The organism is Bacillus proteolyticus (assembly GCF_001884065.1).
Classification (GTDB): Bacteria; Bacillota; Bacilli; order Bacillales; family Bacillaceae_G; genus Bacillus_A; species Bacillus_A proteolyticus.
Window position 1 is genome coordinate 91,896 of record NZ_MACH01000068.1, and the last position, 25,264, is coordinate 117,159.

The window sequence follows — 25,264 nt, forward strand, 5'->3', positions numbered from 1 at the left end:
TATGTAATAAAAACAGACCAGCTTATGGCTGCTCTGTTTGAGTTGTGTTTTTAGTTGTTTGCGCGTCATTTAACAATTTCTGAAAGGCTTCTTCTAGTGCTGCAATTCTTTTATCTTGATCCACCTCCTTAAGTTTTTGCGCTTCAAGTTCTTTCTCTAATTCGTCTACACGCGTGTTTGTAACGCTTAAAGTCTCTGTTACGCTATTTAAATCTATAGAATTTTGATTTACTTTCACGTCTACCTCTTGAATAGCCTGGATAGAAATAGAAACCGAGTTATATAGACTAATAGCAGTTTTATTTTCATCAGTGAATACTGAATCTGTATCGTCAGCTATCATGCCGTAATAAGTAACTAACTTGCTCAACTCTCCTGCTTCATATGCCTCTACATCATTAATGAAGTTGTACTGTTGAATTTTCACACCATTAATTTTTTCTAAAGCTGAGAACGAAAGATCTGTAATATTTGTTTTTAACTCTCTTGCCGATGTAGGATTGAATGCTTTCGCCCACATTTGACCAACAGCACTTATATTTTCTTCTGCTCGTAGTGTTCTTAGTTTAATGTCTCGAAAAGCGTCACCTGTTGCGCTTTTAATCTGTAATCCATCGCCTACATAATCAGGGTGTCTTGCAACCCTGAACATAATCTGATTAGCAAATGTAAAGTCAACATCTCCTTGATTAGTTGGAGCTAAATCTTTAATTATCATTGAGGGGAATGACTTGTTATCACTTGTATAAAAATTAAAGTAGCCACGTTTAGCAGTAAAGTAGATATCTTTAGAAGCACTCATAGTTATAAATCCTGTAGTATCACCTGTCGAACTAGCATTAAGATTAACGTTACCGTCCGTGTTAGTTAAGCTCATATCCCCTACCGAGTTAATTTGCATAGCTCCATCATATCTGTAGAAGTTGATATAAGATGATTTAATTACGTCATTTCCGTTACGACCTGTAGCAATCCCAATTGAAGCTACGGAGTTAGTGAATACGTTTGAATTGATAGTAGTTTGATCAATTACTAAAGAACCGTTCAGAGTTCCTGTATTCTCATAATCATTACCAAGGATTAAAGCAGACTGAACATTCCCATCTGTACGCTCAATGAACCCTAAATAACCTCTACTACGTCCACCGCCGTATACAGTTAAATTCTGTGCATTTAAACGAATTTGATTGGCACCTGAACCTGCAGGAGCAGTTTGAATGGTAACCCCTTGCAAAGTCTGAGCTTTAAGGTGTTTCGCTTCAATATAACCGTTCAAGTAAATCTTATCAGCTTGAATCAATGCAGATTGAGCTGTTAAGTTAAGCGCAGAAGCAATATCACCTTCTTTAACACGTAGACTTATCTCCTGGGAGTTTAACTCTATTTGTGACTCATGCCGTTCCACCATAGCTTTATCTCCATACTTACCGTCTGAGTCTACTTTATTGTATACATCCTCAGAGGAAGCTTTAAGAGTGATAGCTTGAGAGTTTTGTTCAATCTGAGTATCCATAATTGAAATCTTTTGATTATACTCTGACTGGGCCACTTTACCTGCTATAGTGTCAATCATCTCCCCATAGTTTGTAATATCCTTAGGGTTTGGCATGAAAGTAGAAGGATCGATACCTTGTTGGAATTGAGGCTGAGCTACCCATAGAGCTCCATTCTTTTCCACGGTAAAGTAAATCTTAGCGCTTGTAATTGCTGTAGAGGGAGCTTGCACTTTTAAGGTAGCAAGTTGCCATTCATTGTTTTTAAGAAGTGGCTTTAAGTCTATCTGTTTTCCGTCTACTCTGTTTCCGTCATTGTAGAAAATTACGTCAGCAGTTACGCCTCCATCTATCGCAGCTAAATTGTTTGTGTATATCCGTGTAGATAAAACATAGTCGATAGCTCCAGCGGCAACTTGCACTGTTTGATACACGTTCGCATAAACTCCAGAGGTTTGACCGCTTGAGATAATACTTACCGAGTTGCTACCACTAAAGTTTTTTACCTTATCAGCTTTAACTGTAACACCTGATATAGCTCCTGCGTTCGTCTCCCATTTCTCAATAGACGGCTCACGGCTTAATACATTACCGTAGTTATCAATCGTTTTCTTCTCAAATATAGAGTTAATTAATATGTTAGTAGTTCCGAGATTTCCTATATAGTCATGCATCTGCTTATCCGATATCTTAGAAGCTAACTTCTCATTAGTTAATTCTAGTTCGCACTGTATTTCTTCGACGTCCGGAACAACAGTTTCCCATATCGTACCTGTCCATATTTTTAAAATACCAGGTCTACCACCACTAATATCACGCCATAATGTCTTATTAGGTTTAAGGTCCGTGGTAGGAGGATTAACGCCTTCTATGATATCAACCATATTTTGATCCATGTACTCTTTTGTAGCATTCGCTAAATCTTTGGCGGTTTGTGATTCTTCTACTGCTGTATTCGCTTTATTTTCTGTTTCAACTACTTTTTCTTCTAAAGCATCAAACCACTCCTTAGAGACTTTATCTTGAATCATTGTAAGCATTTTTTGATACATTTTACGTAATTCTTCACTTGAATCAATAATCTCTCGATAGTCACCAAACACATATTTATCTTGTGTAGGGTCTTTAAAGGATTCATCACCAGCAATAGTACGCGCTTCAAGATATAATTTAGGTGTGAAACCTGTATCTATAATTCGGATTTTATCTCCTTCATTGATTAATTCATGTACTAGTCCGAATGTTCTCCATATACTTTGAGCTTGAACTTCGTATGAAACAGAAGTATTCACAAGTTTATTCATTTCCGTCTTCATCAGAGTCATAAGTCTTTGTGGAGTCATAAGTCTTTGTGGAGACATATCTTGGTCTTCTGTTTGTGGAGTATAGAAAGCAAATTTATGTTTTCCTTTTTCATTCCACCGCTGAAAAGCTGCATCATCCACAAGATACGGAACACCATTATTTATTTCTGAGATCGTAATGAATTCTCCATTTTCTTTTTGCACATAACCTAATAAGGCGGTACAAATATTTTGAGAGTTTTCAATACGTTTAATTCCTATCAAATCTTTACCAATAGTTATTTCTTTTCTTGTATCTCGTCCTCTTTTCTTAACCATATCAACATAACGACCAACAATTTGAGAGCCCCTAACTTCAGCGTGGTATTGAATTTCTAATTCAAAAGAAGCGGCAATTTTTTTTAGTAAATTCAACGGATCAATAAATTCTTCAATTACTATTGAATGCGCTCCATCATGTTCTGTTTTACCTATTTCCCACTTCGTCCCTTTGAGGGCTATTTCCATGCATTGTTTCAATGTTTTACTTTCAATTTTTTGTGGTTCAATAATTCCTGCTTTAGCAAGCTGAATCCATTCTCCTGATGCATAAACCATTAATGACCTATCATCAGAATCTTTTTCAGCTTCAGTAATGACATAAGGAACGATTCTACCACCACGTACTTCTTTCAAAACTAAATTTTGCTGCATAAGTGTTGCCGCATGATCTGTATTCTCAAACACTCTAAACTCTAATGTATCGATATTATTCTTGATTTCCCAACGCCTTTTATCATCCCAATAGTCTTTTGGCTGTATATTCGAAACGATTTGACTTGTTTTAAAATCAACAACATGTAAGTCCCCACTTGGTGTTCTCATCTAAAACGCTCCCTATATGTTATTTGCGCAGTACCTATATTTAAAGGGCGTACAATAATTTTATTTTGCCCTCGCTTTACAACAGGGAATGAACTGAATATATCTTTTAATGCAATTGCGTTTGTTCCGTTGATCGTTACTAATGATCTTTCTGTATCTATTTGAATTTTGTCTCCTACATCGAAAATATAAGGAGTTTCGTCTACATTCAAAATGTTTATTTTCCAAAACTTAACATCTTCAATAAATGCAATATCGGCAGGTGGATTATCACCATAAGCAATACACCCTACAGCTATCTTTGCTACTGGCCTAGCTGTCATAGGATTACTGTCAGACTCATCTCTCCATGTACGAACAAAACTAGCATCATCTATCTCAGTATTTTTACGATACTTAGCAAAATAGAAACTCCATTCTTTTCCCCTGCGAGCTACTGATACATGTCCTCTAAAGTCATTAAATGTATCAGAGTGCACTCCCATCTCGTCAGAAATCCACTTTCTGGAACCTCCTGAATCAATAATTGCTTGTGCTGTTGTCATTTCATGACTCATATACTCATCAGCCATTGCTAGTTCAACTATTACGTTGTCGTTAGCATCTAAAAGCATTACTACAGTTTTCCCCATTCTGTTCCAGTGTTCGGACTGGAAATTCATTTGCACATCAAGTCTAAAGTCTTGGATAACGCCCCCTGAATTAGGAATAGTCCGCTTCACAAAAGGACCATGCCACTCAGTATCCGTTCCCGTTCCGTATGAGTCAGGTGTAAAAGCATACCCTTGCCACACCTTCATAGCTCCCGAACTTTTGTAAATTCCTATTTGTCCAGTCACAGCAGTCCAAGTAGCTAAACTTTTCATTTCATCCCATATAAGCCGTTCGTCTTGCTTCACAACCTTAGTTTTAATCCCTGTAGGATAACCAAGTCTGAAATATTCATCGCCGTTCCAAACGTCTAAGAAAGGGCTCTGAATGCCTGTTACAATATCGATAACTGGGGTCGTTTCTACAGTACCTTTGTTTTCAATATCTGCTTGGAAATTACCATCGACGTTATTAACAAATTGTTTCGTTTGTACTGCCCCTAACTTATAAGGCATTGGGCAAATAAATTTAAGGATTCCTTTACCCAGAGTGACGAATTCATCTGGATCAAACCCCTCGTCCACAACAGCTAGATATGTTCTGTTTGGCTCTACATCAAAAATAAGCTCTACTGGCTGTTCTGTAATTAACCAATCTGCTATTTCTTCTTTCAATATCTCTAAATCCAATCCATCAGGGACTATAATTCCAACAGGAATCGAAAGAACACGTATGTCAGTTTGTGTGTTTAATAACCTTGCCCCTGAATAACCTGGAACACTTAGAAAATTCCGTTTCAATGGTGCCCATGCTGGTCTTTTCCATCCTTTTTCTATTTGAACAAAGTTTTTTCGTTGATTGTTAAATGTAAAAGAACTCATGTTAACACCTCTTTTCTTCAATAAAATAAAAGAAACCCTAACCTAAAAGGCTGAGTTTCTATTTGCTTCTCTATCTTGATACTCGGTTGTATATTTGAAAGTACCACGTGCTACATCTCGTCCTTCCAAAATAACAGGAACTTCAATTACTAAATCACCACCTTGTGTTGGTATCGCTCCATTAAAACCAGATTGACCAGGTGAATAATTGAATACTTGGTTTGCGGTAGTATTTGTCATGGCTTGTCTGCTATTTGACATACTTCCATACACACCACTCATAACAGTTTTTAAGCCTGATAACTGGCTCATAGAACTATCCATCATGCGACTCATATCACCCATTAATTGACTCATAGATCCGGTAGTCCCAATCATAGTTTTAGCAATGCCTTCACCAATGTCTCCAAGTGTCTTTTTATTTAATGGTAAAACCGCTTCCGGTCCAGCTTCACCAGCACCTTGCAAGTTTCCACCATTCATCCCAAAGATAGTCGGTTTAGTGAAGATACCGCCTTTCGCGCGCCAGTCAATATTGATTCTGGATGGATAAGTAACATCTTTTCCTAAAACGTTTTTCGTGCTTGTTTGTAAACTGAAATGTGGAAGAGGTGGCATTTCAGGCTTTGGAATTTTTAATTTTAGATTAGTAAAGAATCCCTTAATTTTCTCAATAAATTTTTCTACTTTATCCACTGCATCTTTTATTGGATCAATAATAAATCGTTTAGCTGCTTCAAATTTTTCCTGTGCTGCATTCTTCACAGAATCAAATTTTTCTTTAGCTAAATTATATAAATCGGTGAATTTTTGTTTCGCTGAATTATAAGCTTCAGTTACTGGATCAATCACATATTTCTTCACCAAATTCCAAGCTGCAAGTGTATAGGATTTTATTTTTTCCCAATTTCCTAATATCCAGTTTGCTAAATCTCCAAGTTTTTCTTTTGTTGTATTCCACAATTCTTGAACTGGCTGAATAACATACTGTTTTATTAAATTCCATCCTGCTTGTGTGTAAGACTTCGCTTTTTCCCACTGTGAACCAAGCCAAGAAACTAAATCACTAAACTTTTCTTTCACTAAGCTCCAAGCTTCTTGGACAGGCTGAGTAATATATTGCTTAAATAATCCCCATGCAATTTGCGTTATAGCCTTTGCAATTTCCCATTGTTTACCCAACCAATTAACCAATTCACCGATTTGTTTACTTACCCAATTGTAAGCTTCTTGGATTGGTTGAATGATATATTGAGATATTGCCGCCCAAGCGATTTGTGCACCTGCCTGTATTAATAGCCACCCTGCTTCAAGAACCGTAGAAATTAACGAGATAATTGGATCTAAGAATGTAAGAATAGATTGCCAGGTTTCCATCCATTTTTGGAACAATTGCATAAAAAATTGAGATGCTGTTTCGACCATTGAAGAGAACCAACTTGATACAGATTCAACCAAAGAAGACAACCACCCTGTTGCTGTATCAACTAGAGAAGATAGCCATGTGGAAGCCGTCTCAACTAAAGATGACCAATAAGTCGATGCCGTTTCAACCATTGATGATAACCATGTTGTCGTTGATTCTACTAGAGAAGACCACCAACTAGACACTGATTCTACAAGGGAAGATAGCCATGCTGATGATGTTTCGACTATTCCGCTCCACAATTCAGATAAATATTCTCCAATAATATTAAAGGTATCTATCGTCCATTGTTTTATAGATTCCCAGTTTTGATAAATTGCTACACCTAAAGCGACTATAGCGGCTATGATAATCGGCACAATGGCAACTATCCCAGCCGCTGCAGCCGCTCCAATCCCGAAGATACTCATGACCGTCACAACTATTGGCGCAAGTGCCATAATCGCACCTGAAATTATAGCAATGGCAGTTGCAACTGCCGCTAATGTTGCCGCTAATTTAGGATTATCAGAAATCCATTCAGCAAATTTAGAAATAAGATCGGCTACAACGCTAAGAACAGGCTGGAGCGCAACTTGTAAATCTTGCATAGCCTTTTGAAACTTTATAGCTGGGTTTGCATCCATTTTTTTGATAGATTCATTTAAGTTCTGTTGGTTCTTATCAAAATCAACTACTTTACTTTGCGCTCCAAGTAGCGCATATGTTATGTTTTCACCTTGGTCTTCGTACATTGTACCGAAAAGTTTAACACCTAGCTCATTTCGCTTCGTTTGATCTTCCACATTGGCTAAAGCCGCTGCAATCTCTGTCATAGCGGCAGACCCTTCTTTTCCACCTTTAGAAACAGATTGTCCCCATTTTTGTAATTGTTCAGCTGAGATATTAGTTCCTTCCAGTGTTTCCTTCATAGCCTTATCGACACCTTGACCGAACTCAGCCGCTTTGATGCGCCCTTCTTTCAAACCATCTAAAAGGTTATCAATATTCCATGTTCCTGTTTCAATCCCAGCTTCCATAATCGCTTGGACTTCTTCAGCGTTATAGCCTGCTCGTGTTAGCTGCCCGCCATATTCAGCAATAACGTCTAATTGTTCTGGTGGAAAACCTATTTTAAGTAAAGCGTTCGTCATACCAAGGGCGCCTTCTTGCGAAATCCCTAATTCATTGCCTATTTCATTCACTTCTTGAATTAATTCGGTGAAATCAATACCTTCATATGATTGTGCGATTGCCGCAGCTCCTTTTACAACTGCTGCATTTGCTTCATCACTTACACCTTTATTCAAAGCCCACTGCCTACGTACACCTTCTAAAGACGCTTCTGCATCCACACCATAAGCGGTTATACCACGCACAGCTTCTTCTACTGATTTTTTTGAAGAATCCGGAACATCGAAAGTTATATCGATTTTTGTTTTTAACTTTGACATATCCAACGCTTTTTCAATTGTTCCTGCAATACCGCCACCAGCTACCATAGCTCCAAGAACATTTTCTAAACCGATATCTAATTCTTTAAATTCTCTTTCTGTCCTTTGGGCCTCTTGCTGTAAATCTCTTAATTCATTTCGGACTTGTTGTATTGAGTTACCATCATCCACAGAGCGAAGCGCACGTTGTAACTTTTCAATATCTGCTTCTGTCCCTAATGCTTCTCGGCCGATAATTCCAATTGCTTGTTCTAGCTGTCTACTTGTAGCCGTTCCACTTTTAATTGCATTCACAAGACGATTTCCTAACGCGCCTGCAAAATCATCAACACTTTTTCCTGTCGCTCTAAACAATGTTTCTAGTTGTCTTGTGGAACTAGCTACATTTTCCTGTTCAGCTTTCATGCTTCCAAGCTTATTTTTCAGACCATTAAGTGACCCTTCTGTAAATTCAATTTCACGCCTAAACGCACGATATTGCTCTTCAGAAATTTTTCCGTTTTGAAATTGAGCTTGTACTTGTTGTTCTGCTGCCTTTAACTTATCTAGTTTGTCAGTTGTATTTTCAATTTGTTGAGTGAGTAATTTTTGCTTCTGAGCTAATGCTTCTACATTACCAGGATCAAATTTTAAAAGACGTTCTACATCTTTTAACTCTTTTGCTAAATCATTGCTACGTTTATTTACGTCCTTTAAAGCATTTTGTAAACCAACGGTATTACCGCCAATTTCAACCGTAATTCCCTTAATTCTTCCTGCCATATTTTCACCTCATTTCTTAGAAAGAATCGTAATCTTTTTGATTCGCTTTTCTTACTTTTTCTTTATCTGGATTTTCCATTTCAGCAAATTCAGCAATATAATCAAAGCAATCACCAACGGTCATTTCTTCCAAATCGCCATGTGTTAACTTTGCTTTATAACAAAGAGCAAGGAACGTATCGGTTGTTAACTCTTCATCACCGAAAGTCCCTTGCTCTCCATTATTTTTCTTTATTTTTTTTTTGCTCCCATAGTAACTTGAACTAATTCCATGACTTCTGGCATAATTTCTTCAATCGGGAATTCCTCAAATCCATCCAGCCACGTCATAGGATCAGGAATATTTGAATCAGCTGTTTTAGCGTATAACCAAGTCAAATCATAAATAAGTTCAAAGTCTACTTTACTTATATCAACATTTGACATATCAATAGGTTGTTCTGATCCATCTGATGAAGTTAAAGCATTAATCGACCCTAACCCCATCAAATCTGCAAATAAATTGCGTCTAAATTGCGCTTTATAACGTTTAACCGTTGCCGCAGTAGCTTTTAATCTGACTTGTTTACCATCAATTGTAATTGTCTTTTCCATCTATTTAAGCCCCTTTTATTATTTCTTTTTATAAACTTCTGTGTTCCAACCATCATAAATAGCTTGAGTAGTATTAGAAGTTGTCTTTGTTTTAACTACGCGTTTTCCGTTCAGATTGATAGGGCTGGCCACAAATTTCAATTCATTTGTATTAGGTTCAGCAGAGTTTGTTTTCGTTTTAGATGCAAGTGTTGGACGACTCGCTGAACAGTTATACATAACATGACGCGTTGCTTTTTTATCACCATCAAATTCAAATAGCAATGCGAAAGATTTTCCTTTTGCATCCGCTAACTCATTTAATACACCATCAACTTCATCTAGTTGCTCACCTAATGCATCGATAGCAAATTTCTCTGGAATACTAGCAATACTTAACGTACCATCATAACCTTGGTTATTACTTGCAGCGTAATAAAGCATATCGTCTGCATAGAATTCAATTAAATCTCCACGTGGTTCAAATGTCAGTTCAACCCCACCAGGAAGAGGAGTTGGCGTTTCAAATGTAACCACACCGTCTTTTTCATCAAATGTTGCATAATGAACATTTTTTAAACCAAATTGCACTTTGTTCTCCATCTATAACAACCTCACTTCATATGTTTTTTGATACATTTTTTCAGATTCAATAAAAGCCTCAAATGATTCATAAGGTATCTCATGATCATCTAAGGCTTTTTCTAATTTGGATTCAGCAACTAAATCCTTTTTAATTGTGTAAAGCTCAATACTTACATCACTTATCTCGTGATAAACCTTGTTATCGGCTGGCATATTAGGAGAGCCATCCACAAGATAACAAATATAAGGTGGTTTAGGTACTGGTTTACCAGGCGTTGCTGTAAAATGCGAATAGGCCACAGGATAACCTGTAGCATCAAGAATTCCCTTTAATTCACTTAATGTCATTGTTGAATCGCCCTTTCCACAAGTTCGGTGAAGTCGTTTATCGCTTTTTCTTCAGATGGACGTATGTGAACTTGAGCTGAAACACGACCACCACTCGCTTTTGCATGACCATTCTCTAATAAATGTGTAACTTGTGGCTTCAAAGCATTGTGGACGATAATTGCATCGCCATCTTTCTTTTTACGCCAACCTTTAGCATATTTCCCTGTATCTTTAGGGCTTTTTTGCTTTAATTCCCCCACAAGATTATCCGCTACTTTTTCTTTTGCATCTTCCATATCTTCTGCTACTAAATTTGCATATCTTTGCAATTCTCTAGCAATCTCACTAGCAAAATCATTCATCTCCCACACTCTCCTTTGCAATGATGGTCAATGTTCGATTCATCTCATCATCATTCATAGGCGGTTCGATAATATCAAAGATACGCCCTTTTAAATTAATCCGCATTTCTTCTGTAATTACAGAAGTAAATGGGATAACAAAACGATATGTTTTTGTCGCTTGTGAAGCTGAAGCTGCAATGTATTCAGAGCCTTTTAGCGTTTTTATCATAGCCCACGCTTTTTTTAACTCTTTCCACGTTATTTCATCTTCACTTGTTTGACCTAATTCATCTTCTATCGCTATTGGTTGTTCGATAATAATTCTATTCCTAAAATCACCTGTATTTAATGGCTTCTTATACTGAAAAGGACGCATATCAATCACCGTCCAATACAATTTCTTCTAATGCTTTTTCAATGCTGAAACTATTAATCATCGTTAAAAAATTACTATTAAAATATTCAAGTGCATCATTATAGACATAACGAGAGCGCTCAAAAACTAATTCTTTGAACGCTTCATCATTATTTATGTCATAAGATCCACATATTCTTATTAATTCTTTATTAGATGCAGAAAGGATACGGTTTAGATTAGCATCTTCATCATCACCTAATCGCATCCTTTCCTTAAATTGAATTAATATTTCAGATGAAATAGTTGTGATGCTCATTTACATCACTCCTCTTTTTCTTTCACTTCTTGAATAAAAACGCATTTATGTGTTTGGTGTTCTTTCGACAATTCATTTAATCGTTTTTTAGGTGGTTTATAATCACTTTTAGGATATTTTTCGCCCGCTTGATATAGTAGATTATTATCCTCTTTATCCCTAAATGCATTAATTACTACATAAGACATAGTTTATTCACCTTCCTAATTAAACTGTTGGAGCTTTAGGGACGAAAGAAATCTTTAAATCATAAACAAGAGCCGCTTTATTATCTTTTGGTTTACCGTTAGCGAACTGTTTAATTGTATAAAGCGTAGCATCTTCAATCGCTAATGTTTGGTCGAACTTTTTAAGTTTATATCCACCAGCGATTGCTGCAATATATTGATCTTTAACAAAGAATAACGCTTTACCAACTGGTACTTCTTCAGATTCCACAGTTTGAATGTTATAAGGTAATGCCATAACCCATTGACCAGTTGCTGTTTGGATTGTGTTACGTGCTTGTACACCAATAGCATCCACAGGATTTACAGCCATTACAATTTTATTTAATACTTTACGCGATTTCCCTTTTGCATCAGTAGATAATGCCTTTACTACTTCATATAGTTCTCCAGCCACAACTTCACCGAATTCAGAAGGAGCAAATGTTAATGTACCTGATGATGTTTTATTAGTAACAGCGCCTGTAGTTGGATTTACATCTTTCATTAAACCAACAGGCTGATGTGCAACAGAACCACCACCATTTACAAACCCAAACTCTAAACCAACTGAATATGTTTCTACTAATAAAGTTCGAACATAGCGTTCAACCCATTCTGGCCCAAGTTCTAACATATCGTTTGGAATAGCTGCGAATGCAGTTAATTTAAGTTGGCCAATTTGTTCAGATCTAAATGCAGCATTAACTTGTCCTTTGATTTCGCCAAATAGTTCGCCCCATGCATACGCTTTTGTTGCATCAGAATAAATGAACTTAGTAACCGCGCCTAAATCTTGTAGACCTAAAGCATCAAGTAAAGGATGTTCCTTAACTAAATTTTCAAATACGCGTTCTTGTGTAGTAACTGGAAGAATAGAACCATCTTTAAATCCACCATCTTGTACAACTGCGTTAAAGAATTTTGTTTCCGCTGCCGTTAATACATTTTGACCGCGTTGTTGAAGAATAGAACGATCTAACATTTCATCATTTACTTGATTACGTACCGTGTTAATTACATCCGTTTGCATTGCATCAAAGAAATTTTCAAAAGCAGTTGATTGTTCCTGTTCTGTACTTTCTGCATTAGTTAAAGCATCCGTTAATTTTGTTTTCGCTTTACTAAATGCTTCAGATTTATTAAATTTAATCGTCATTATGTGTTTCCCCCATTTTTTATAATTTTAAAAAGAGCCCTTTAATCCCACCATTTTTTACAGGTTTCGGATTCGGCTCTTTTGGTTTTGGTTCTGTATTAGTTTGTAAATCATTCAGTATTTCGTTTTTTAGCCCTGATAATGCAGCGTTTAAATCTTCTTTTGTAATCCCTTCAGTTTTACCTTTATTAAGTGTTCCATTTCTAAAACCATCGATTACTTTCTGTGGAAGCATGGCAGAAGTGACAGCTGAAGCAGTCATTTTAACCGGATTATCCATAAACATGATTTCATCCACAAAATTATTCTCTAATGCTTGTTGTGGGCCCATCCAAGTTTCTTCAGCCATCATATTAAGTAGTTCCTCTTCAGATTTACCACTTTTAATGACATAAGCATTTACAATTGCTCGATCTGTTGTTTTCAACATCTCAGCAGCTTTTTCCATGTCACGATGATCTCCACCGTTATACATAGAAGCATTATGAATCATAATTTGCGCTGTTGGTGAAATTCGAACTTTATCACCAGCCATTGCAATAACTGAAGCCGCGCTTGCAGCTAAACCAACAATTTGAACTTCCACATTACCCGGATAATTTTTTAATGCTGTATAAATCTCTGATCCTTCGTGTACATAACCACCAGGACTATTAATTGATACGATTAAATCCTCACCATTGGCATTAGTAAGTTCTTTTGAAACCTTACCTGGGCTTGCAGCATCCATTTCAAACCAATCATAAATCCAGGCTTCATCATTTGAAATAATTGGCCCTTTAACGTCAATTTTCACCGTCATTTGTATTCTCACCTCCTTTACTTAAATTCGTTTCTGTATAGTTTTTCGTAATGTAATGTTTGTTTAAATTAGGATCATCAGAAACTTCATACCCTACTTCTAATCGAATTTCATTTCCTGTAAATGCACTTGAAGAAATAAGTTTATCGATACTTGTTGCAAGGTCGAATATGTTTTGATAGGAAATAGCTTTAACTTCAATCTTTTGTCCTGATAGATACTCATTCATTTCAAAGAATTTAACGTTTGCTTCATCTGAAATCTTTTTTAATAAAGGATTTACTGTAAAAAGCATGTAATTCTTCGTTTGCTTATCTACATCGGCCATTTCGCCATATAACAAAGCTGTCGGAATACCAAAAGCCATTGCTACTTGGTTTAAGAAGCCGTTCGTTACTTTGTTTATTTCTTCCACACTTTGACCAGAGTTCCCACCGCCCGATGTTTCAGCGTATTTGAATCCAGGTTGTTGTGGAATGATAGCAACATCTTTTTCTCCAATCGCTTTATACATGTTATCAATGAACTCTTGCAGCTTTGATTGATGTTCTTTACTCTTTGCAGCAAGCATGTCCATATCAACTGTTCCGCGAATTTGATTTTTACGCTTTTGTGAGTTTAATATTCTACCGAATAAATCACCATAATCAGCAAAAAGACCATCAATGAGTGGTGATAATTTATCATTCCGATATCTTAAATGAATGACTTCACTTTGTTTAAAGCTTCTTTTAAACTGATAATCTTTTACTGTGACATTTGTAAAAGTATCTTCAAACACAGCGTATTCATTATGTTCAAAATCATCAGCGATAAGTAGATTACCATCATCAGCTTGTATAATTAGAGCTTCATTATCATAAATAAGTTTGTAAATGAATCTCTCCCAAAAGGTACTTGCTGTCATGTTCTTATTAGGCCTAACATTTAATCGGTAATAAAGTTCATCCTTTTCAAATGTTTCACCGTTTTTCACTCTAAATTCTGACTGGCTAATTGTTCTTCCTAAAAAAGAAATACAGGTATCAATCGCTAGTCGCTTCATGTGGACTCTGTTTGCCTTTTCAATAAACATTTCTACATCAAACATAAATCCTAGTTCACTATTTCTTTTAAATACTGTATCTAACCATCCAATGGTTATCACCCCCTTTATTAAAACTTAATACCATCCAGCATAAAGTCGAATTCATCCACAAGAATGTTATCCGCTTGCCATAGTGCATGAATGAAAGCTTGGAATCCATCTGTTTTACGCTTAAATTCATCTTTTTTCAGATATTCTTTGTTGCCGTCTTTTTTGATGTGGACGTAGACGTTGTTGGTGTACCAACGCATTAATGGATTATCTCCAAAAATAATACGATTGTTTGCAAATAATGTTTCAACTCTTGGTGCTAATAAAGAATGAATAGCTTTTGGATTACGAATATATAACAATATGAAACCTTCAGCTTCAAGTGCCGTTTTAACAAGATCAAGACGGAATGTATCAGCTACAATCGTATTAACCCCATATAACTCACGCATTTTTACAAACCAATCTACAATGTGAGAGATATTAATAACCGGTTCATCTAGAATAGTAAGTAATCCTTGTTCTTCCCATTCTTTAATAGGTACTTTTAATTTCACTTTATCCAAGAATCCTTTTCGTACAAAGGAGTGTGTTTTCCAAATGTAATCCTCACCATTCTTGAACAATAACCCTACTGATGCGAAGTCTTTGATGCTGGCGAAGTCGAGGCCGCCCACAGCTGTTTTATGTCTTAGATCTGGAATTTCTCTAAGTGTTTCCCCATCTTCTTCATAACCAGTACGAATTATTTCTTCCCACGGAGCAACAGACTTTGTTAAATCTGTTTCAGGGTAGTTCATACGTTTCGTTATAAATTCTTCACGATTAGATGGATTGTTTGCTAACTGTTTATATTGAGTTAATACCTTTTTAAATAAACCTTTAGCATAGGCGCTTCTCGGCTCGCTAAACATCGGGTTCGCTTTTTCCCACACTTCTGGATTATCAATTTCTTCTGGATCATCAATCTTACAGATAAAAGGAAACAATGGATCTTCTAAATCTTTTCCTTTAAGAATATTCATCGCTCGTTCTTTCGTCTTGTCTAAGAATCCATCACGAACAAAACCATCTGTACCAATAAAAAATTCTCTAGCATTTGGTACTTTTCCAAGTCCACTAGAGAATACATTTACTACATCAAAATTTTCATATCGATGTATTTCATCATAAATAACACAACCGTCACGAAGTCCATCTTTAGAACTTGCATTAGATGTGTGATATTGCATAACGCTTTTTGTATCATTACCAAGTATTTCAACCTTAGTGCGGTAAAACATGTCTTCTAATACTTCTTTACCTTCAATTGAATCATACACTTCACGAAAAGAAACTTTTGCTTGCTTCTCATTGTTGGCCACAATAGAAACATTGTAGCGATCTATTCCATGTAATGGACTAATAAAGAAATGGCATAACGATGAAATCAAACCATTTTTACCACCACCACGAGCCATCATAATTAAAAATTGCTCGTAAAATACAGAATCATCTTCTTTATAAAAGAGGAAGACGAATGCTGTTAGGAATTTTTGAAATGGCTGCAATTTGAAATACCATTTCTCAGTGAATTTTATATAATCCTCATGCATTTCAGTATCGAAATATAAATCGTCACGAGTTAATATATATTTCTCCAGGTACTCCATTAGCATTATGCGCTCTTTGTTTAGCTTAATTTTCTCTGTTCGATACATTTCTATATATTCACTGACATATTGATTCTGAATCATGTTAAATCTTTAGCTGAGCGCTTTGTTTTTTGTTTTTCATTTTCAGCAATTTCTTTTGGTAATAAATTAAACAGTTTATCACATGCAACCGTATAACGATTAATCATCGTATTGTATGATTTTTGGGAGGGGTTTTCCACGGTCATTTTTTGTGAACCATTCTCATATTTAATGGTTGGACCCTTTAGTTTAATTTCATCTTCTAGTATCTCAAGAGTAATTGTCATAAAGGCCACACGTTCAATTAACCTTGTGGCTGCTTCACGTTTTTCATTCGAAATATCTTTGAAAATTTCATGCCATTTTTTAACTTCTTCTGCAATCATTTCGTCTTGTTTTGATCTACTTAATTTAGCCATTCATGGGTACCCCCTCCCTCATGCGCAATATTGCTGATAAATTTGGAAAATCGACCCCCTCCTCCGGTGCCCCTTAGACGAAAAAAGGTGAAATATTTTAAGGGGGGGTATTGTTTCTGAATCATTTTTACCACTTCTCATCATTTTCCCATTTGTTTATTTTCTTTTTGAATGTTCTACCGTGTTCTTTATTGTGGCAATCCACACAGATTGTTTCTAAGTTATCTATTTCTAATGCAAGCGCTGGATGATGTTCTAATTCTTTTATATGATGGACAACGAGTTGTATCTTCTTACGCTTGGCACTCTCACTGTATTCGTTTGTATCAGTTTGAACACGACCGTTTCGTTTACACTCTTGGCATTCATAGTTGTCTCGCTTCTTTACTTGTTCACGTAACTGTTTCCATTCACCACTGTCATAGAACTTACGCTTCTGTTGTTTGGTTTTGTATTCATTCACTATCCTTTACCTCAATCAAACCTGTATCAATCCGCTTCTCTCGATGTTGAATATCAAGGCACTTCTCACAGTAGAAAGTAGCAGAGATATCCAAGCCATAATGTTTAGCATCAGAATAGAAAGAAGTAGTCTCACTATCTAATACTTGATGCTTATGCTCACACATCTATCCTCACTCCTTATCAATCTAATTCTTCTACTTCCTTAGCCTTAATGAACTGAATCATAATAAGTAAGCAGAGTGTCATTCCTACACAATATCCAATAAAGAAGCTCAACCACGTCATTCCCTCACTCCTTTAATCTATTTCTTTCACTTCTTCAATCGCACATACGATAGCTTCCAAAATGTCTTCTTCACTTATCTTTCTTCTTAGATCATTTTGTAAATTAACAAGTGCCTGTTTTAATTCTTCCACAGTGACCGACAATTCTTTTATCGATTCCTTTAGCTCTTGATTTTCTATAGCTAAATTAGATAAATATTCGAGTTTCTTTTTCAATTTGATGTTTTGTAACATTGCATCCATTACTTACACCACCTTTTGAATCCCATAATAAAAAGCACCCGAATGGATGCTTAGATTAAACTTATTCATTATTACTTTCTCTACTTTCATCATTATCTGATTTCGGGTCTAACATGCTTCCTATATCAGGCGGCAAAGTTAACTCTATACCAGCTACTGGTTGATTATCCTCATTAAAATAATACTTCTTCACCTTATTCAATTCTTCATTTTTCTTATTTTCACTCATATTACCCCACCTTTTATGTATGATATTAAACACTTTACTTAATATTTACATTGAGAAAGATAATATACTATTTTTTCAACTCTCACACGACTTATACACTTTTTCCATAATAAAAAGCACTCCATAAGGAATGCTTTAATTTTTAACTGTATTAACACTTAATCTAGAATTTCTGCAAAAACTTCTTTTAAATAACTATTAAATCGCCATTCAGAAAATCGCATTCCACTTCTTGAAGAATACAATTCATTTTCCAATAAATATAACTCATCTAACTTAGTAACACCCGTACCAGATCTTTGTTCAACGTCTATCACTCTTTTTTCTTGATTAACTACAAAACGAAGCACAGTATCTTCAATCTTAATATATTTACTATCCTTTAGATTAATTATTAAATTCTCTTTTTCACCGCTCAGTGGAAACTCATCACACATTTTTTGAAAAAGCGGAGATAGTTCATCAAACTTTTCGAATAGCATATCTTCTTCTACTTCACCAATATAAGACTTTAACCTACTAATAGTCGCATCTAGAGTCATCATTTTTTATACACCTCTGTTAAAATTAAATTTAGAATCGTTGTCAAATGTTAATTTTAACATAAGCAACATATATTTCCTCTTTAAAACTATTAAAAAGAGCAACCGTGCACCAGTTGCCCTTTCGTCAAAATCTTATTTTATCACTATATAAATACGGTAAATGAAGTTTTATTCTTCTTCCAATCGCCTAATGCCGCTACATTTATCTGCTCCAACAATATTAAGTAACTGGAAGAAGAGCAAAAGCTCTTCTTAATAACAGTAGCATTCAATCAGTACCATCTGCTGATTTCGGATTTTATGTGCCATCATTATGAAACCGTTTAGACATACAGATTATAAAGGAGTCTTTATGAGTCGTGTTTTCCGCCACTGCTCACAATACAAATATATCACGTTGATTCCAAAACAACCGGCACATTTACTGCCAAAAAGCGGTCACGACTCTGCCAATTATTATAAAATAGCAAGGTCTTTTCATTAACAACCATTATTAAAACTAACCCAAAAACGCAAGCGCATTTTTCGATTTTCTCGCAAATGCAAGAGGATCATCTAACGCTTCCCAGTGAACATATATTAAATGAGGATCGTCTTCTAACCAGTGATTGTGAAATGCTGAAACTATGAAACCAACTTGACGAAGATTTGAAATCAATTGATTGGTCTGCTCTTGATTCGTTGCAGTTTCACCTAAACAAAGTGCAACTTCCGATGAATCAAGGGACTCAAACGAAAAGAGTTGATGATGCACTAGAGGTGAATTTGTAGTTCTTCCTAAGATAGTCGCTTCAAAATTTAAAGGTCGCATAACAAAACATACGGGCCCTGATTCAATTTCACCTTCACCACCTAACATTGTAGTAAATGCATCACATAATTCTTGAAATTCTGGAGATACTACAGGTGGTGGTAAATCTGGTGGTAATACTGGACCTAAGAAATCAATAGCTTCTCTTGTTTTTCTCGCAAATGCAATAGGATCATCTATTGATTCCCAGTGAATATAAAATAAACGGGGATTTTCATCTATCCAGTGATTATGCAAACCTGATACGGTAATACCGCGATCACGAAGATTAGAAAGGAGTTGTTCAATCTGATTTTCAAAAGCTGCAGTTTCACCTAAACAAAGTGCATTTCCTGATTCATCAAGAGATTCAAACGAAAAAAATTGATAATTAACCAAAGGTGAATTTGATTTTCTTCCTAAAACTGTTGCATCAAATATTCTAGTTCGAGTTACAGTACATACAGGTCCTGGATCAATTGAATGATCAGTACCTCCTAAAATATCAAAAAATCGTTGGCATAAATTCCCAAATACTGGTTCTACTATTCGTATGTTTTCTTCCATATTATATTCCTCCTAAAATTTTATAGGATTATCTTCCTTAAATTGAAGAAGACAATATATGCTATTCTAGCAATCCATTATTAGCTTGGACAATAATGAAAAAATTAATAGAAAATCATAGCTTGTATCAGATTTCTCCCAATTACTCATATCTTATATTGTGTGTAACTGACCCATTCGTTGAATCCCTTGCTATCATTGACTTAATTAAATTTTCTCTTTTGAGTTACACAGTACAAAATTTATGAGTAACTATATAGGGGTACCACCACAACCTAAGATTAAGTAAAGTCCGTTCAACTAGATTTTTTCTGTTTTCTAAAGAGGTGATATCAGCTATCTAAAAATCTGTATACCAAATAAACCCTAACGGGTTTCATTTTTTTAATTAAGCTACATGATTATGATTAACGAAACAATTGTACATGACACCCAATATATCAAAGACTTTTTCTTCTCATATCGATGAGATTCCCTTCCGTTTTTCTGCAAAAAATTAAACAAACGAAGCAAGATTTTTGATAGTTTTCGAGTATCTTTTTGTAGAGATTGATAAAGAAATAGAAAGTGGTATTTTACAAATTTTATACACTTAAGGAATTTGTAAGGATCAAGTAAGAAAAACGAGAGCTTTGTTTCGTATAATCAAAATATAAAGTGAAGGAAGAGAGGTTAGGAATTACCAGAGCGATTACGACAAAACCAGAACTGTTGGTTTTAGATGAACCTATCAATGGTTTAGACGATTTTGCTATTCCATACTGATCATCACGGCCTTTTTTAGATTAATAATATCAGTATGTCCAAGTTTGGGAGATTACTTGCAGATATTTTGAAGTTTTTGCACCAGAACCCTAATTACCATACCTGTTTTTTTACCATCACATATTGGAGGTTAAAACATGAATAAAAAAAAGAAAATACAAAAATCAGCACTTTCCTTTATCCTACTCTTTTCTTTAGGCGTTTCATCTTTCCCGCTTACAACAGCTACTCACGCAGATACACGTGAGGAACAATCTGCAGAAAAGAAATTAGTCCCTTTAACGGAGCGTACATCATTATTTTTTGAATATCTCCAGCAAGGTAAGTATGCAGAGGCACTCCAGTTGACGTCTGCTGCTTTTCAATCCAAGTTTACAGCAAACACATTACAAAACTGGTGGACACAAAGTGGGATAAAAATCATGGGAACACCTGTAATAAAAGAACGAAACTTGGTCCATCAGACGGTGGAAATTCCAGGAGCCATTAAAGGAACTACCATACCGTTACTCATTAAATTCACACCTGGCGGGAAAGTAGATGAAGTTGGAGAAAGGCCGCCCCAGGAATCTTATACCATCCCGCATCCTAGCTATGATCAACCTGCTTCCTATCAAGAACGTGAAATCGTCATTGGAAATTCTACATATCCGTTACCAGCCACATTAACGGTTCCGAAACATAAGCCTGGTGAAAAGGTACCCGTCGTTGTTCTTGTTCATGGTGCTGGCATCCATGATCGCGATGCTACATACTTGGGAACAAAAATTTTACGAGACCTTGCGGTGGGCCTTTCATCCAACGGAATTGCAGTGTTGCGTTATGAAAAACGTACCTTAGAACACGCATTAAAGATGAGTGCAGAACCTGTTACGTTAGACCGTGATACTACAGATGATGCCATATATGCAGCAAAATCAGCAGCGCAGCAGGAGGGCATTGATCCAAATAATATTTTCATTCTCGGACATAGCCAAGGAGCTGGCACAATGCCGCGTATACTGAGCAAAGCGCCTTCCTCACTTGTTCGAGGAAGTATCTTACTCGCACCACCTGCACGCCCTTTGACTGACACTGCCATTGATGTGAGTCAATACCTTGGGGCGCCAAAGGAAGTAATCGATGAACTAAAAAGACAGTTCGCTTTTATCCTGGATCCTACTTTCAATCCTGACCATCCGCCAGCTGGCTACAATTTTCCGTTTCCGTCCCCTCATTTTATGTATGATGTTACTAGGTGGCGTCCAGTTGAGGAGGCAAAATCACGAAAAGAGCCTTTACTGATTCTGCAAGGGGCACGCGATTATCAAGTAACAGTAAAAGATGAATATACAAAATGGCAGGAAGGACTTTCAAACCGCGGGAATGTTCAGTTCAAAGAATACCCGAAATTGAATCATTTCTTCACGGAGGGTGACGGGGAATTGAGTCTTCCAAGTGAGTACGAAATCCCTGCCAATGTTCCCGAGTACGTCATCCAGGACATTATTACATGGGTCAATGAGACAAAAAAATAAGAAAACATCAAAAGCCTTCATGCAATCATCATTGCGTGAAGGCTTTTTTGAAACTAATAATTTCATCCAAGTGATTCAGACATATCTATTATTTGCCTTGTTACCCCTAGATTTAAAAAGAAAAAAGCAATGATTAGATTTTAAACCTAGTCATTGCTTTATCCATTGCATCTTGGTTTACACCTATATAACGTAACGTGACCTTCTCTGACGAGTGATTGAATATCTCCATAAGTAATGCTATGTTTTTCGTTTGCATGTACATATGATACCCGTACGTCTTTCTCAGTGTATGTGTGCCTATTTCATCTAATCCGAATTCTGCCGCAGCTCCGTTTAGTATCTTATATGCCATGCTACGACCGATTGGACGATTCCTCCCTTGTCTACTTTGCAATAGGTAGTCATTATCTTCTCTTTCTTCTATAAACCATTTAAGCTCTCTTTTAAGAGATGCGGTAATTTGTATTCTTTTTTGTTTCCCTGTTTTCTTTTCCCTCATAGATATATGACTGCCCTTGACATCTCCTACCTTCAGTTTCAAAATATCTGAGATTCTCAGGCCTGTATTAATGCCCATAATGAAGAGAATGTAATTACGTAAGTTCTTTTCCTTAAAATACTCTTTTAGCTGCTGTATTTGCTCTGGCTCACGTATCGGTTGAACAAAATTCATTATTCATTACCTCCAGTTTCTTCTGTCTCGTAAACTTCTAATCCAAGCGCAAAAGCAAGTTTATAAAATGCTTTGGACTTCCAACGTCGATAAGTACGCTCTGACATTCCAATTTCGTTATAAACCATGTAATCACATACATCCTCTTCTTCTAAATAACGTTTACAAATAATATCCCTTTGAATACTTCCTGCACGTCCATTTCCTAATCGATTTAGAAATTGATCAATACGTAATGAAATTCTTTCAAGCCACTCTTCTCTCTTACTTTGTTGAATGTTTTCCATAGCAACATCTTCTAAAGGCTTACCAACTGAATATGTAGGGCCATGTTCTCTTATTTCATAAGAAGGAGTGACTTTCATTTCTTTACGCATCATCCCAAATTGTCTATAAATACGTACACTTTCCAACACGCCTTCTAATTCCTCTTGTGTCGCTGTTCTATCAATTTTTGGTAAGAAAGATAATTGTTTAGTCATGTAAGACCACTCCTTTTTTATTTTTAGATTACTTTTGTCTTATTGCTCCACGTCTTCGTTCATAACAAGTTCTATGCATCCCCATTAAATCCTCAATGTCACGAGTACTTAATTTCTCTTTTTGTTTTTTCTTATTTTTCTTCTTTCCTTGCTTGGATTTCTTTTTCCATTCACGTAGTTGATCCTTTAACACCTTCATTTCCCCATCTCCCTTTTCAAAATAAAAAGGACACCTATTCGTAAAACAGCCATAATTGCTGCTTTAATGAACTGGTGTCCTCTAGTTTTCTAGCCGGACTATATTCTGTTTGCATTCACTTTAAAATATCAGCTTGTACAAAAATGTTTCTCCAAGCTTTATTCACTTGATACTTCTCCACATCTTTTGCACGACGAGCAATTGCTTTTCGGATTTTTCTTTTCTTCAAAGCTTTCATTCTCCTAACCTCACTTTCTATTAAAAGGATTATTTTGTTAGGTTTTCTAACAACCTTCATTTTAAAATTTTCAGATCCAGATGCACATCTAGACTCATAAACCATATGCTAATTTAAATAATTTCTAAGAAAGCAGGTGAAAACTATGCCATCTGTTGTTGGAAATCTGGTTGTACAAAATAGTAACGGTTCTTTCAACTTAGGTGATTTTTATAACGTGTCTCCAAAGGAAAATACAAAAGCTTATAATGGTTCAGGTTCATCAAGCGTTGCTTTTGTTGTCAATACATTTAGCGGTGTTAGTGCAACAAACACATTCGATTCTGATGTTGCAGACCAAAACCAAGTTGGGACATTCTAGAATTGTTCATTTCCCTCTATCCCCCTAAATAAAACTGAATATTCCGCCAATACTGTTGGTAGGCTGTTAGCCAGAATTCATTTAAAGAAGTTTTCTCTGTATCTCCTTGTAGGGAGCAGTTAGCTTTTGCTAGCTGCTCTTATTTTCTGCAATTGGTTACATTCCCCTGATGTTTTTAACATAATATTACGTTACAATATAAAAGAATAAAATATATTGAGCTGTTATACCATTACCCTAGGAAACTAGGGGTTTTTTTTCTACAAAATGAAATTTTTGTTTCTTCACATTACCAGATCCTCCTTAGACATTTAAAGTTCTCTTTTTACTTCTAAACTGATATACATATGCACTGTCAATGTAAAAGCTCACGGTAGACCACGTTTTAAAAAGCACTGTTATTTAGTGCTTTTTTATGAAAACTTGTGAATTAAATGTAGTTTTTATACTTCACCATCTTCTCTTACCAAAAATATATCTGTTACACCAAACTTAGGAATTGCACTAACATATTAGTACATAAGCCGTTTCACAATTTCAAACACAACATAGTATAAACTGGATGGACAAGCTTTCTGTTTGTTCAACTAAATAAAAAAGGAGTGAAAATAAATGCCTATTGTTAAACCCTTTATAGCTGGTAGAAGATTTGTCAGTACAGCAGGAACAGGGACTGCGGCTGGGGCAGATTTAACTTTTGCTAATACTGATTTTACAAATGATGCAGGTGCTGTCACGACATTTCCAGCTTCATATGCGTATTTAAGCTTATATATTAACGGTGTGCTACAAACTGCAGATACTGTAACAGGAGTTACCACTACTGCAATCACCATTGTTGGTGGTGCTGTGCTTGATGGAGCTACCCCACTAATCATTGAGTTTGTTGTAACATAGTTAACTTTTTTTGCAGGGTGACAAGTCACCCTGCTCTTTTTAGTCACCTACACACTAATTAATAATGATAAACTGTAAAACAATTGGTACTCCTTCAAAAGGAGGCTCCGGACCTAATAAAGTCAATTGTCCAGCTGTAACTTGATATTCAGTTTGCGGTTGAATCATACCATTAATAAATAAATTCATATACGAGACTTCACCTGGTGGTAATATTTGAGTTGTTCCAAGTAAAGGTTTACCATCACTATTTGTATAAACCAGTTTCTGTCCGTCAGAAAAAGTAAAGTACATTAAATTTGTTGCTGGTATTGGACTTGGAATTGAAGGTCCGGACGGTCCTTGAGGTCCGGGCAGCCCTTGAGGGCCGGACGGTCCTTGAGGCCCGGGCAGCCCTTGAGGCCC

Annotated in this window: 28 protein-coding genes and 3 pseudogenes; 4 read left to right on the top strand and 27 right to left on the bottom strand. The window is 36.0% G+C overall.

The genetic code is table 11. The annotated features are described in order from the left end of the window. Positions 1 to 22: 22 nt before the first annotated feature. The 22 genes and pseudogenes from BAQ49_RS10435 to BAQ49_RS10530 all read right to left on the bottom strand — a co-directional run. Positions 23 to 3,661 (bottom strand): phage tail spike protein, encoded by a 3,639-nt coding sequence (locus BAQ49_RS10435; protein WP_071745258.1) that lies wholly within the window; start codon positions 3,659 to 3,661, stop codon positions 23 to 25. Beyond that, the gene (locus BAQ49_RS10440) at positions 3,658 to 5,133 is read right to left on the bottom strand and encodes a distal tail protein Dit (protein ID WP_071745259.1); all 1,476 of its coding nucleotides are present in this window, start codon (positions 5,131 to 5,133) and stop codon (positions 3,658 to 3,660) included. The genes BAQ49_RS10435 and BAQ49_RS10440 overlap by 4 nt, the downstream gene beginning before the upstream one ends. Positions 5,134 to 5,175: 42 nt before the next feature. Then, positions 5,176 to 8,754 (bottom strand): phage tail tape measure protein, encoded by a 3,579-nt coding sequence (locus BAQ49_RS10445; RefSeq protein WP_071745260.1) that lies wholly within the window; start codon positions 8,752 to 8,754, stop codon positions 5,176 to 5,178. A gap of 231 nt (positions 8,755 to 8,985) precedes the next feature. Then, positions 8,986 to 9,348 carry a hypothetical protein gene (locus tag BAQ49_RS10450; protein ID WP_071745261.1) on the bottom strand — a complete coding sequence of 121 codons (363 nt, stop codon included), beginning with the start codon at positions 9,346 to 9,348 and terminating at the stop codon, positions 8,986 to 8,988. Positions 9,349 to 9,366: 18 nt separating this feature from the next. Beyond that, positions 9,367 to 9,930 carry a major tail protein gene (locus tag BAQ49_RS10455; RefSeq protein WP_071745262.1) on the bottom strand — a complete coding sequence of 188 codons (564 nt, stop codon included), beginning with the start codon at positions 9,928 to 9,930 and terminating at the stop codon, positions 9,367 to 9,369. Beyond that, entirely contained in the window at positions 9,931 to 10,260 is a 330-nt protein-coding gene (locus tag BAQ49_RS10460; protein ID WP_071745263.1) for a hypothetical protein, read from the bottom strand. It lies immediately after the preceding gene. Continuing rightward, a complete protein-coding gene (locus BAQ49_RS10465) occupies positions 10,257 to 10,604 on the bottom strand; it encodes an HK97 gp10 family phage protein (RefSeq protein ID WP_071745264.1) in 348 nt (115 codons plus the stop codon). Before BAQ49_RS10465 ends, BAQ49_RS10460 begins: the two co-directional genes overlap by 4 nt. Beyond that, positions 10,597 to 10,962, bottom strand: a complete 366-nt coding sequence (locus BAQ49_RS10470) for a phage head closure protein (RefSeq protein WP_071745265.1) — start codon at positions 10,960 to 10,962, stop codon at positions 10,597 to 10,599. Before BAQ49_RS10470 ends, BAQ49_RS10465 begins: the two co-directional genes overlap by 8 nt. Before the next feature lies 1 nt (position 10,963). Continuing rightward, positions 10,964 to 11,260, bottom strand: coding sequence for a hypothetical protein (locus BAQ49_RS10475; RefSeq protein ID WP_071745266.1), 297 nt, complete (start codon positions 11,258 to 11,260; stop codon positions 10,964 to 10,966). Between the two features lie 5 nt (positions 11,261 to 11,265). After that, positions 11,266 to 11,448, bottom strand: a complete 183-nt coding sequence (locus tag BAQ49_RS10480; protein ID WP_071745267.1) for a hypothetical protein — start codon at positions 11,446 to 11,448, stop codon at positions 11,266 to 11,268. A 19-nt stretch (positions 11,449 to 11,467) separates the two neighbouring features. Next, complete coding sequence (locus BAQ49_RS10485; protein ID WP_071745268.1) at positions 11,468 to 12,625, bottom strand: phage major capsid protein; 1,158 nt, start codon at positions 12,623 to 12,625, stop codon at positions 11,468 to 11,470. A gap of 19 nt (positions 12,626 to 12,644) precedes the next feature. After that, a complete protein-coding gene (locus BAQ49_RS10490; RefSeq protein WP_071745269.1) occupies positions 12,645 to 13,427 on the bottom strand; it encodes a head maturation protease, ClpP-related in 783 nt (260 codons plus the stop codon). Continuing rightward, positions 13,411 to 14,574 carry a phage portal protein gene (locus BAQ49_RS10495; RefSeq protein ID WP_071745270.1) on the bottom strand — a complete coding sequence of 388 codons (1,164 nt, stop codon included), beginning with the start codon at positions 14,572 to 14,574 and terminating at the stop codon, positions 13,411 to 13,413. Before BAQ49_RS10495 ends, BAQ49_RS10490 begins: the two co-directional genes overlap by 17 nt. Before the next feature lie 8 nt (positions 14,575 to 14,582). Next, positions 14,583 to 16,241, bottom strand: a complete 1,659-nt coding sequence (locus BAQ49_RS10500) for a terminase TerL endonuclease subunit (protein WP_071745271.1) — start codon at positions 16,239 to 16,241, stop codon at positions 14,583 to 14,585. Then, positions 16,238 to 16,600: a hypothetical protein gene (locus BAQ49_RS10505; protein WP_070142289.1), complete on the bottom strand. Its 363-nt coding sequence runs from the start codon at positions 16,598 to 16,600 to the stop codon at positions 16,238 to 16,240. The genes BAQ49_RS10500 and BAQ49_RS10505 overlap by 4 nt, the downstream gene beginning before the upstream one ends. Before the next feature lie 127 nt (positions 16,601 to 16,727). Continuing rightward, entirely contained in the window at positions 16,728 to 17,063 is a 336-nt protein-coding gene (locus BAQ49_RS10510) for an HNH endonuclease (protein ID WP_071745272.1), read from the bottom strand. A gap of 299 nt (positions 17,064 to 17,362) precedes the next feature. Continuing rightward, the gene (locus BAQ49_RS10515; protein ID WP_071745273.1) at positions 17,363 to 17,593 is read right to left on the bottom strand and encodes a hypothetical protein; all 231 of its coding nucleotides are present in this window, start codon (positions 17,591 to 17,593) and stop codon (positions 17,363 to 17,365) included. 61 nt (positions 17,594 to 17,654) lie between these two features. Next, positions 17,655 to 17,822 (bottom strand): hypothetical protein, encoded by a 168-nt coding sequence (locus BAQ49_RS32860; protein WP_084667385.1) that lies wholly within the window; start codon positions 17,820 to 17,822, stop codon positions 17,655 to 17,657. 158 nt (positions 17,823 to 17,980) lie between these two features. Continuing rightward, a complete protein-coding gene (locus BAQ49_RS10520; RefSeq protein ID WP_071745274.1) occupies positions 17,981 to 18,367 on the bottom strand; it encodes a DUF3942 family protein in 387 nt (128 codons plus the stop codon). Positions 18,368 to 18,866: 499 nt separating this feature from the next. Continuing rightward, positions 18,867 to 19,226 carry a DUF1259 domain-containing protein gene (locus tag BAQ49_RS34090; RefSeq protein ID WP_341865884.1) on the bottom strand — a complete coding sequence of 120 codons (360 nt, stop codon included), beginning with the start codon at positions 19,224 to 19,226 and terminating at the stop codon, positions 18,867 to 18,869. Between the two features lie 96 nt (positions 19,227 to 19,322). Beyond that, positions 19,323 to 19,724: pseudogene (locus BAQ49_RS34095) on the bottom strand (DUF1259 domain-containing protein); the annotation flags it as partial. A gap of 388 nt (positions 19,725 to 20,112) precedes the next feature. Then, positions 20,113 to 20,318 (bottom strand): annotated as a pseudogene (locus tag BAQ49_RS10530) (IS4 family transposase); the annotation flags it as partial. A 69-nt stretch (positions 20,319 to 20,387) separates the two neighbouring features. Between BAQ49_RS10530 and BAQ49_RS34250 the strand changes: the two are divergent. Next, positions 20,388 to 20,480, top strand: a pseudogene (locus BAQ49_RS34250) (ABC transporter ATP-binding protein); the annotation flags it as partial. Between the two features lie 146 nt (positions 20,481 to 20,626). Further along, complete coding sequence (locus BAQ49_RS10535) at positions 20,627 to 22,006, top strand: alpha/beta hydrolase family protein (protein WP_071745276.1); 1,380 nt, start codon at positions 20,627 to 20,629, stop codon at positions 22,004 to 22,006. 133 nt (positions 22,007 to 22,139) lie between these two features. On the opposite strand, the gene BAQ49_RS10540 is transcribed toward BAQ49_RS10535, so the two are convergent. From BAQ49_RS10540 to BAQ49_RS10550, 4 genes are all read right to left on the bottom strand, one after another. Further along, the gene (locus BAQ49_RS10540) at positions 22,140 to 22,682 is read right to left on the bottom strand and encodes a site-specific integrase (protein WP_071745277.1); all 543 of its coding nucleotides are present in this window, start codon (positions 22,680 to 22,682) and stop codon (positions 22,140 to 22,142) included. After that, the gene (locus tag BAQ49_RS10545; RefSeq protein ID WP_071745278.1) at positions 22,682 to 23,164 is read right to left on the bottom strand and encodes an ArpU family phage packaging/lysis transcriptional regulator; all 483 of its coding nucleotides are present in this window, start codon (positions 23,162 to 23,164) and stop codon (positions 22,682 to 22,684) included. The genes BAQ49_RS10540 and BAQ49_RS10545 overlap by 1 nt, the downstream gene beginning before the upstream one ends. A 28-nt stretch (positions 23,165 to 23,192) precedes the next feature. After that, positions 23,193 to 23,363 (bottom strand): hypothetical protein, encoded by a 171-nt coding sequence (locus BAQ49_RS32865; protein ID WP_084667387.1) that lies wholly within the window; start codon positions 23,361 to 23,363, stop codon positions 23,193 to 23,195. Positions 23,364 to 23,478: 115 nt separating this feature from the next. Further along, positions 23,479 to 23,601, bottom strand: a complete 123-nt coding sequence (locus BAQ49_RS10550) for a DUF3983 domain-containing protein (RefSeq protein WP_071745279.1) — start codon at positions 23,599 to 23,601, stop codon at positions 23,479 to 23,481. 145 nt (positions 23,602 to 23,746) lie between these two features. Between BAQ49_RS10550 and BAQ49_RS10555 the strand changes: the two genes are divergently transcribed. Then, complete coding sequence (locus tag BAQ49_RS10555; RefSeq protein WP_071745280.1) at positions 23,747 to 23,962, top strand: spore germination protein; 216 nt, start codon at positions 23,747 to 23,749, stop codon at positions 23,960 to 23,962. Between the two features lie 612 nt (positions 23,963 to 24,574). Continuing rightward, positions 24,575 to 24,859 carry a DUF4183 domain-containing protein gene (locus tag BAQ49_RS10560; RefSeq protein WP_002119123.1) on the top strand — a complete coding sequence of 95 codons (285 nt, stop codon included), beginning with the start codon at positions 24,575 to 24,577 and terminating at the stop codon, positions 24,857 to 24,859. Between the two features lie 54 nt (positions 24,860 to 24,913). On the opposite strand, the gene BAQ49_RS10565 is transcribed toward BAQ49_RS10560, so the two are convergent. After that, positions 24,914 to 25,264, bottom strand: a 351-nt coding sequence (locus BAQ49_RS10565; protein ID WP_071745281.1) for a DUF4183 domain-containing protein, incomplete at its 5' end; no start/stop codon positions are given.

Bases quoted from the DNA above. Each gene is read 5' to 3' on its own strand.
- BAQ49_RS10555 (WP_071745280.1), top strand. From the start codon at position 23,747: ATGCCATCTGTTGTTGGAAATCTGGTTGTACAAAATAGTAACGGTTCT.
- BAQ49_RS10475 (WP_071745266.1), bottom strand. From the start codon at position 11,260: ATGAGCATCACAACTATTTCATCTGAAATATTAATTCAATTTAAGGAA.
- BAQ49_RS34090 (WP_341865884.1), bottom strand. From the start codon at position 19,226: ATGTTAGGTGGTGAAGGTGAAATTGAATCAGGGCCCGTATGTTTTGTT.
- BAQ49_RS10445 (WP_071745260.1), bottom strand. From the start codon at position 8,754: ATGGCAGGAAGAATTAAGGGAATTACGGTTGAAATTGGCGGTAATACC.
- BAQ49_RS32865 (WP_084667387.1), bottom strand. From the start codon at position 23,363: ATGAAGGTGTTAAAGGATCAACTACGTGAATGGAAAAAGAAATCCAAG.
- BAQ49_RS10480 (WP_071745267.1), bottom strand. From the start codon at position 11,448: ATGTCTTATGTAGTAATTAATGCATTTAGGGATAAAGAGGATAATAAT.
- BAQ49_RS10500 (WP_071745271.1), bottom strand. From the start codon at position 16,241: ATGATTCAGAATCAATATGTCAGTGAATATATAGAAATGTATCGAACA.
- BAQ49_RS10450 (WP_071745261.1), bottom strand. From the start codon at position 9,348: ATGGAAAAGACAATTACAATTGATGGTAAACAAGTCAGATTAAAAGCT.
- BAQ49_RS10545 (WP_071745278.1), bottom strand. From the start codon at position 23,164: ATGACTAAACAATTATCTTTCTTACCAAAAATTGATAGAACAGCGACA.
- BAQ49_RS32860 (WP_084667385.1), bottom strand. From the start codon at position 17,822: ATGAGTGAAAATAAGAAAAATGAAGAATTGAATAAGGTGAAGAAGTAT.
- BAQ49_RS10455 (WP_071745262.1), bottom strand. From the start codon at position 9,930: ATGGAGAACAAAGTGCAATTTGGTTTAAAAAATGTTCATTATGCAACA.
- BAQ49_RS10515 (WP_071745273.1), bottom strand. From the start codon at position 17,593: ATGGATGCAATGTTACAAAACATCAAATTGAAAAAGAAACTCGAATAT.
- BAQ49_RS10535 (WP_071745276.1), top strand. From the start codon at position 20,627: ATGAATAAAAAAAAGAAAATACAAAAATCAGCACTTTCCTTTATCCTA.
- BAQ49_RS10465 (WP_071745264.1), bottom strand. From the start codon at position 10,604: ATGAATGATTTTGCTAGTGAGATTGCTAGAGAATTGCAAAGATATGCA.
- BAQ49_RS10435 (WP_071745258.1), bottom strand. From the start codon at position 3,661: ATGAGAACACCAAGTGGGGACTTACATGTTGTTGATTTTAAAACAAGT.
- BAQ49_RS10485 (WP_071745268.1), bottom strand. From the start codon at position 12,625: ATGACGATTAAATTTAATAAATCTGAAGCATTTAGTAAAGCGAAAACA.
- BAQ49_RS10520 (WP_071745274.1), bottom strand. From the start codon at position 18,367: ATGATGACTCTAGATGCGACTATTAGTAGGTTAAAGTCTTATATTGGT.
- BAQ49_RS10440 (WP_071745259.1), bottom strand. From the start codon at position 5,133: ATGAGTTCTTTTACATTTAACAATCAACGAAAAAACTTTGTTCAAATA.
- BAQ49_RS10550 (WP_071745279.1), bottom strand. From the start codon at position 23,601: ATGAAAGCTTTGAAGAAAAGAAAAATCCGAAAAGCAATTGCTCGTCGT.
- BAQ49_RS10490 (WP_071745269.1), bottom strand. From the start codon at position 13,427: ATGACGGTGAAAATTGACGTTAAAGGGCCAATTATTTCAAATGATGAA.
- BAQ49_RS10540 (WP_071745277.1), bottom strand. From the start codon at position 22,682: ATGAATTTTGTTCAACCGATACGTGAGCCAGAGCAAATACAGCAGCTA.
- BAQ49_RS10470 (WP_071745265.1), bottom strand. From the start codon at position 10,962: ATGCGTCCTTTTCAGTATAAGAAGCCATTAAATACAGGTGATTTTAGG.
- BAQ49_RS10505 (WP_070142289.1), bottom strand. From the start codon at position 16,600: ATGGCTAAATTAAGTAGATCAAAACAAGACGAAATGATTGCAGAAGAA.
- BAQ49_RS10460 (WP_071745263.1), bottom strand. From the start codon at position 10,260: ATGACATTAAGTGAATTAAAGGGAATTCTTGATGCTACAGGTTATCCT.
- BAQ49_RS10560 (WP_002119123.1), top strand. From the start codon at position 24,575: ATGCCTATTGTTAAACCCTTTATAGCTGGTAGAAGATTTGTCAGTACA.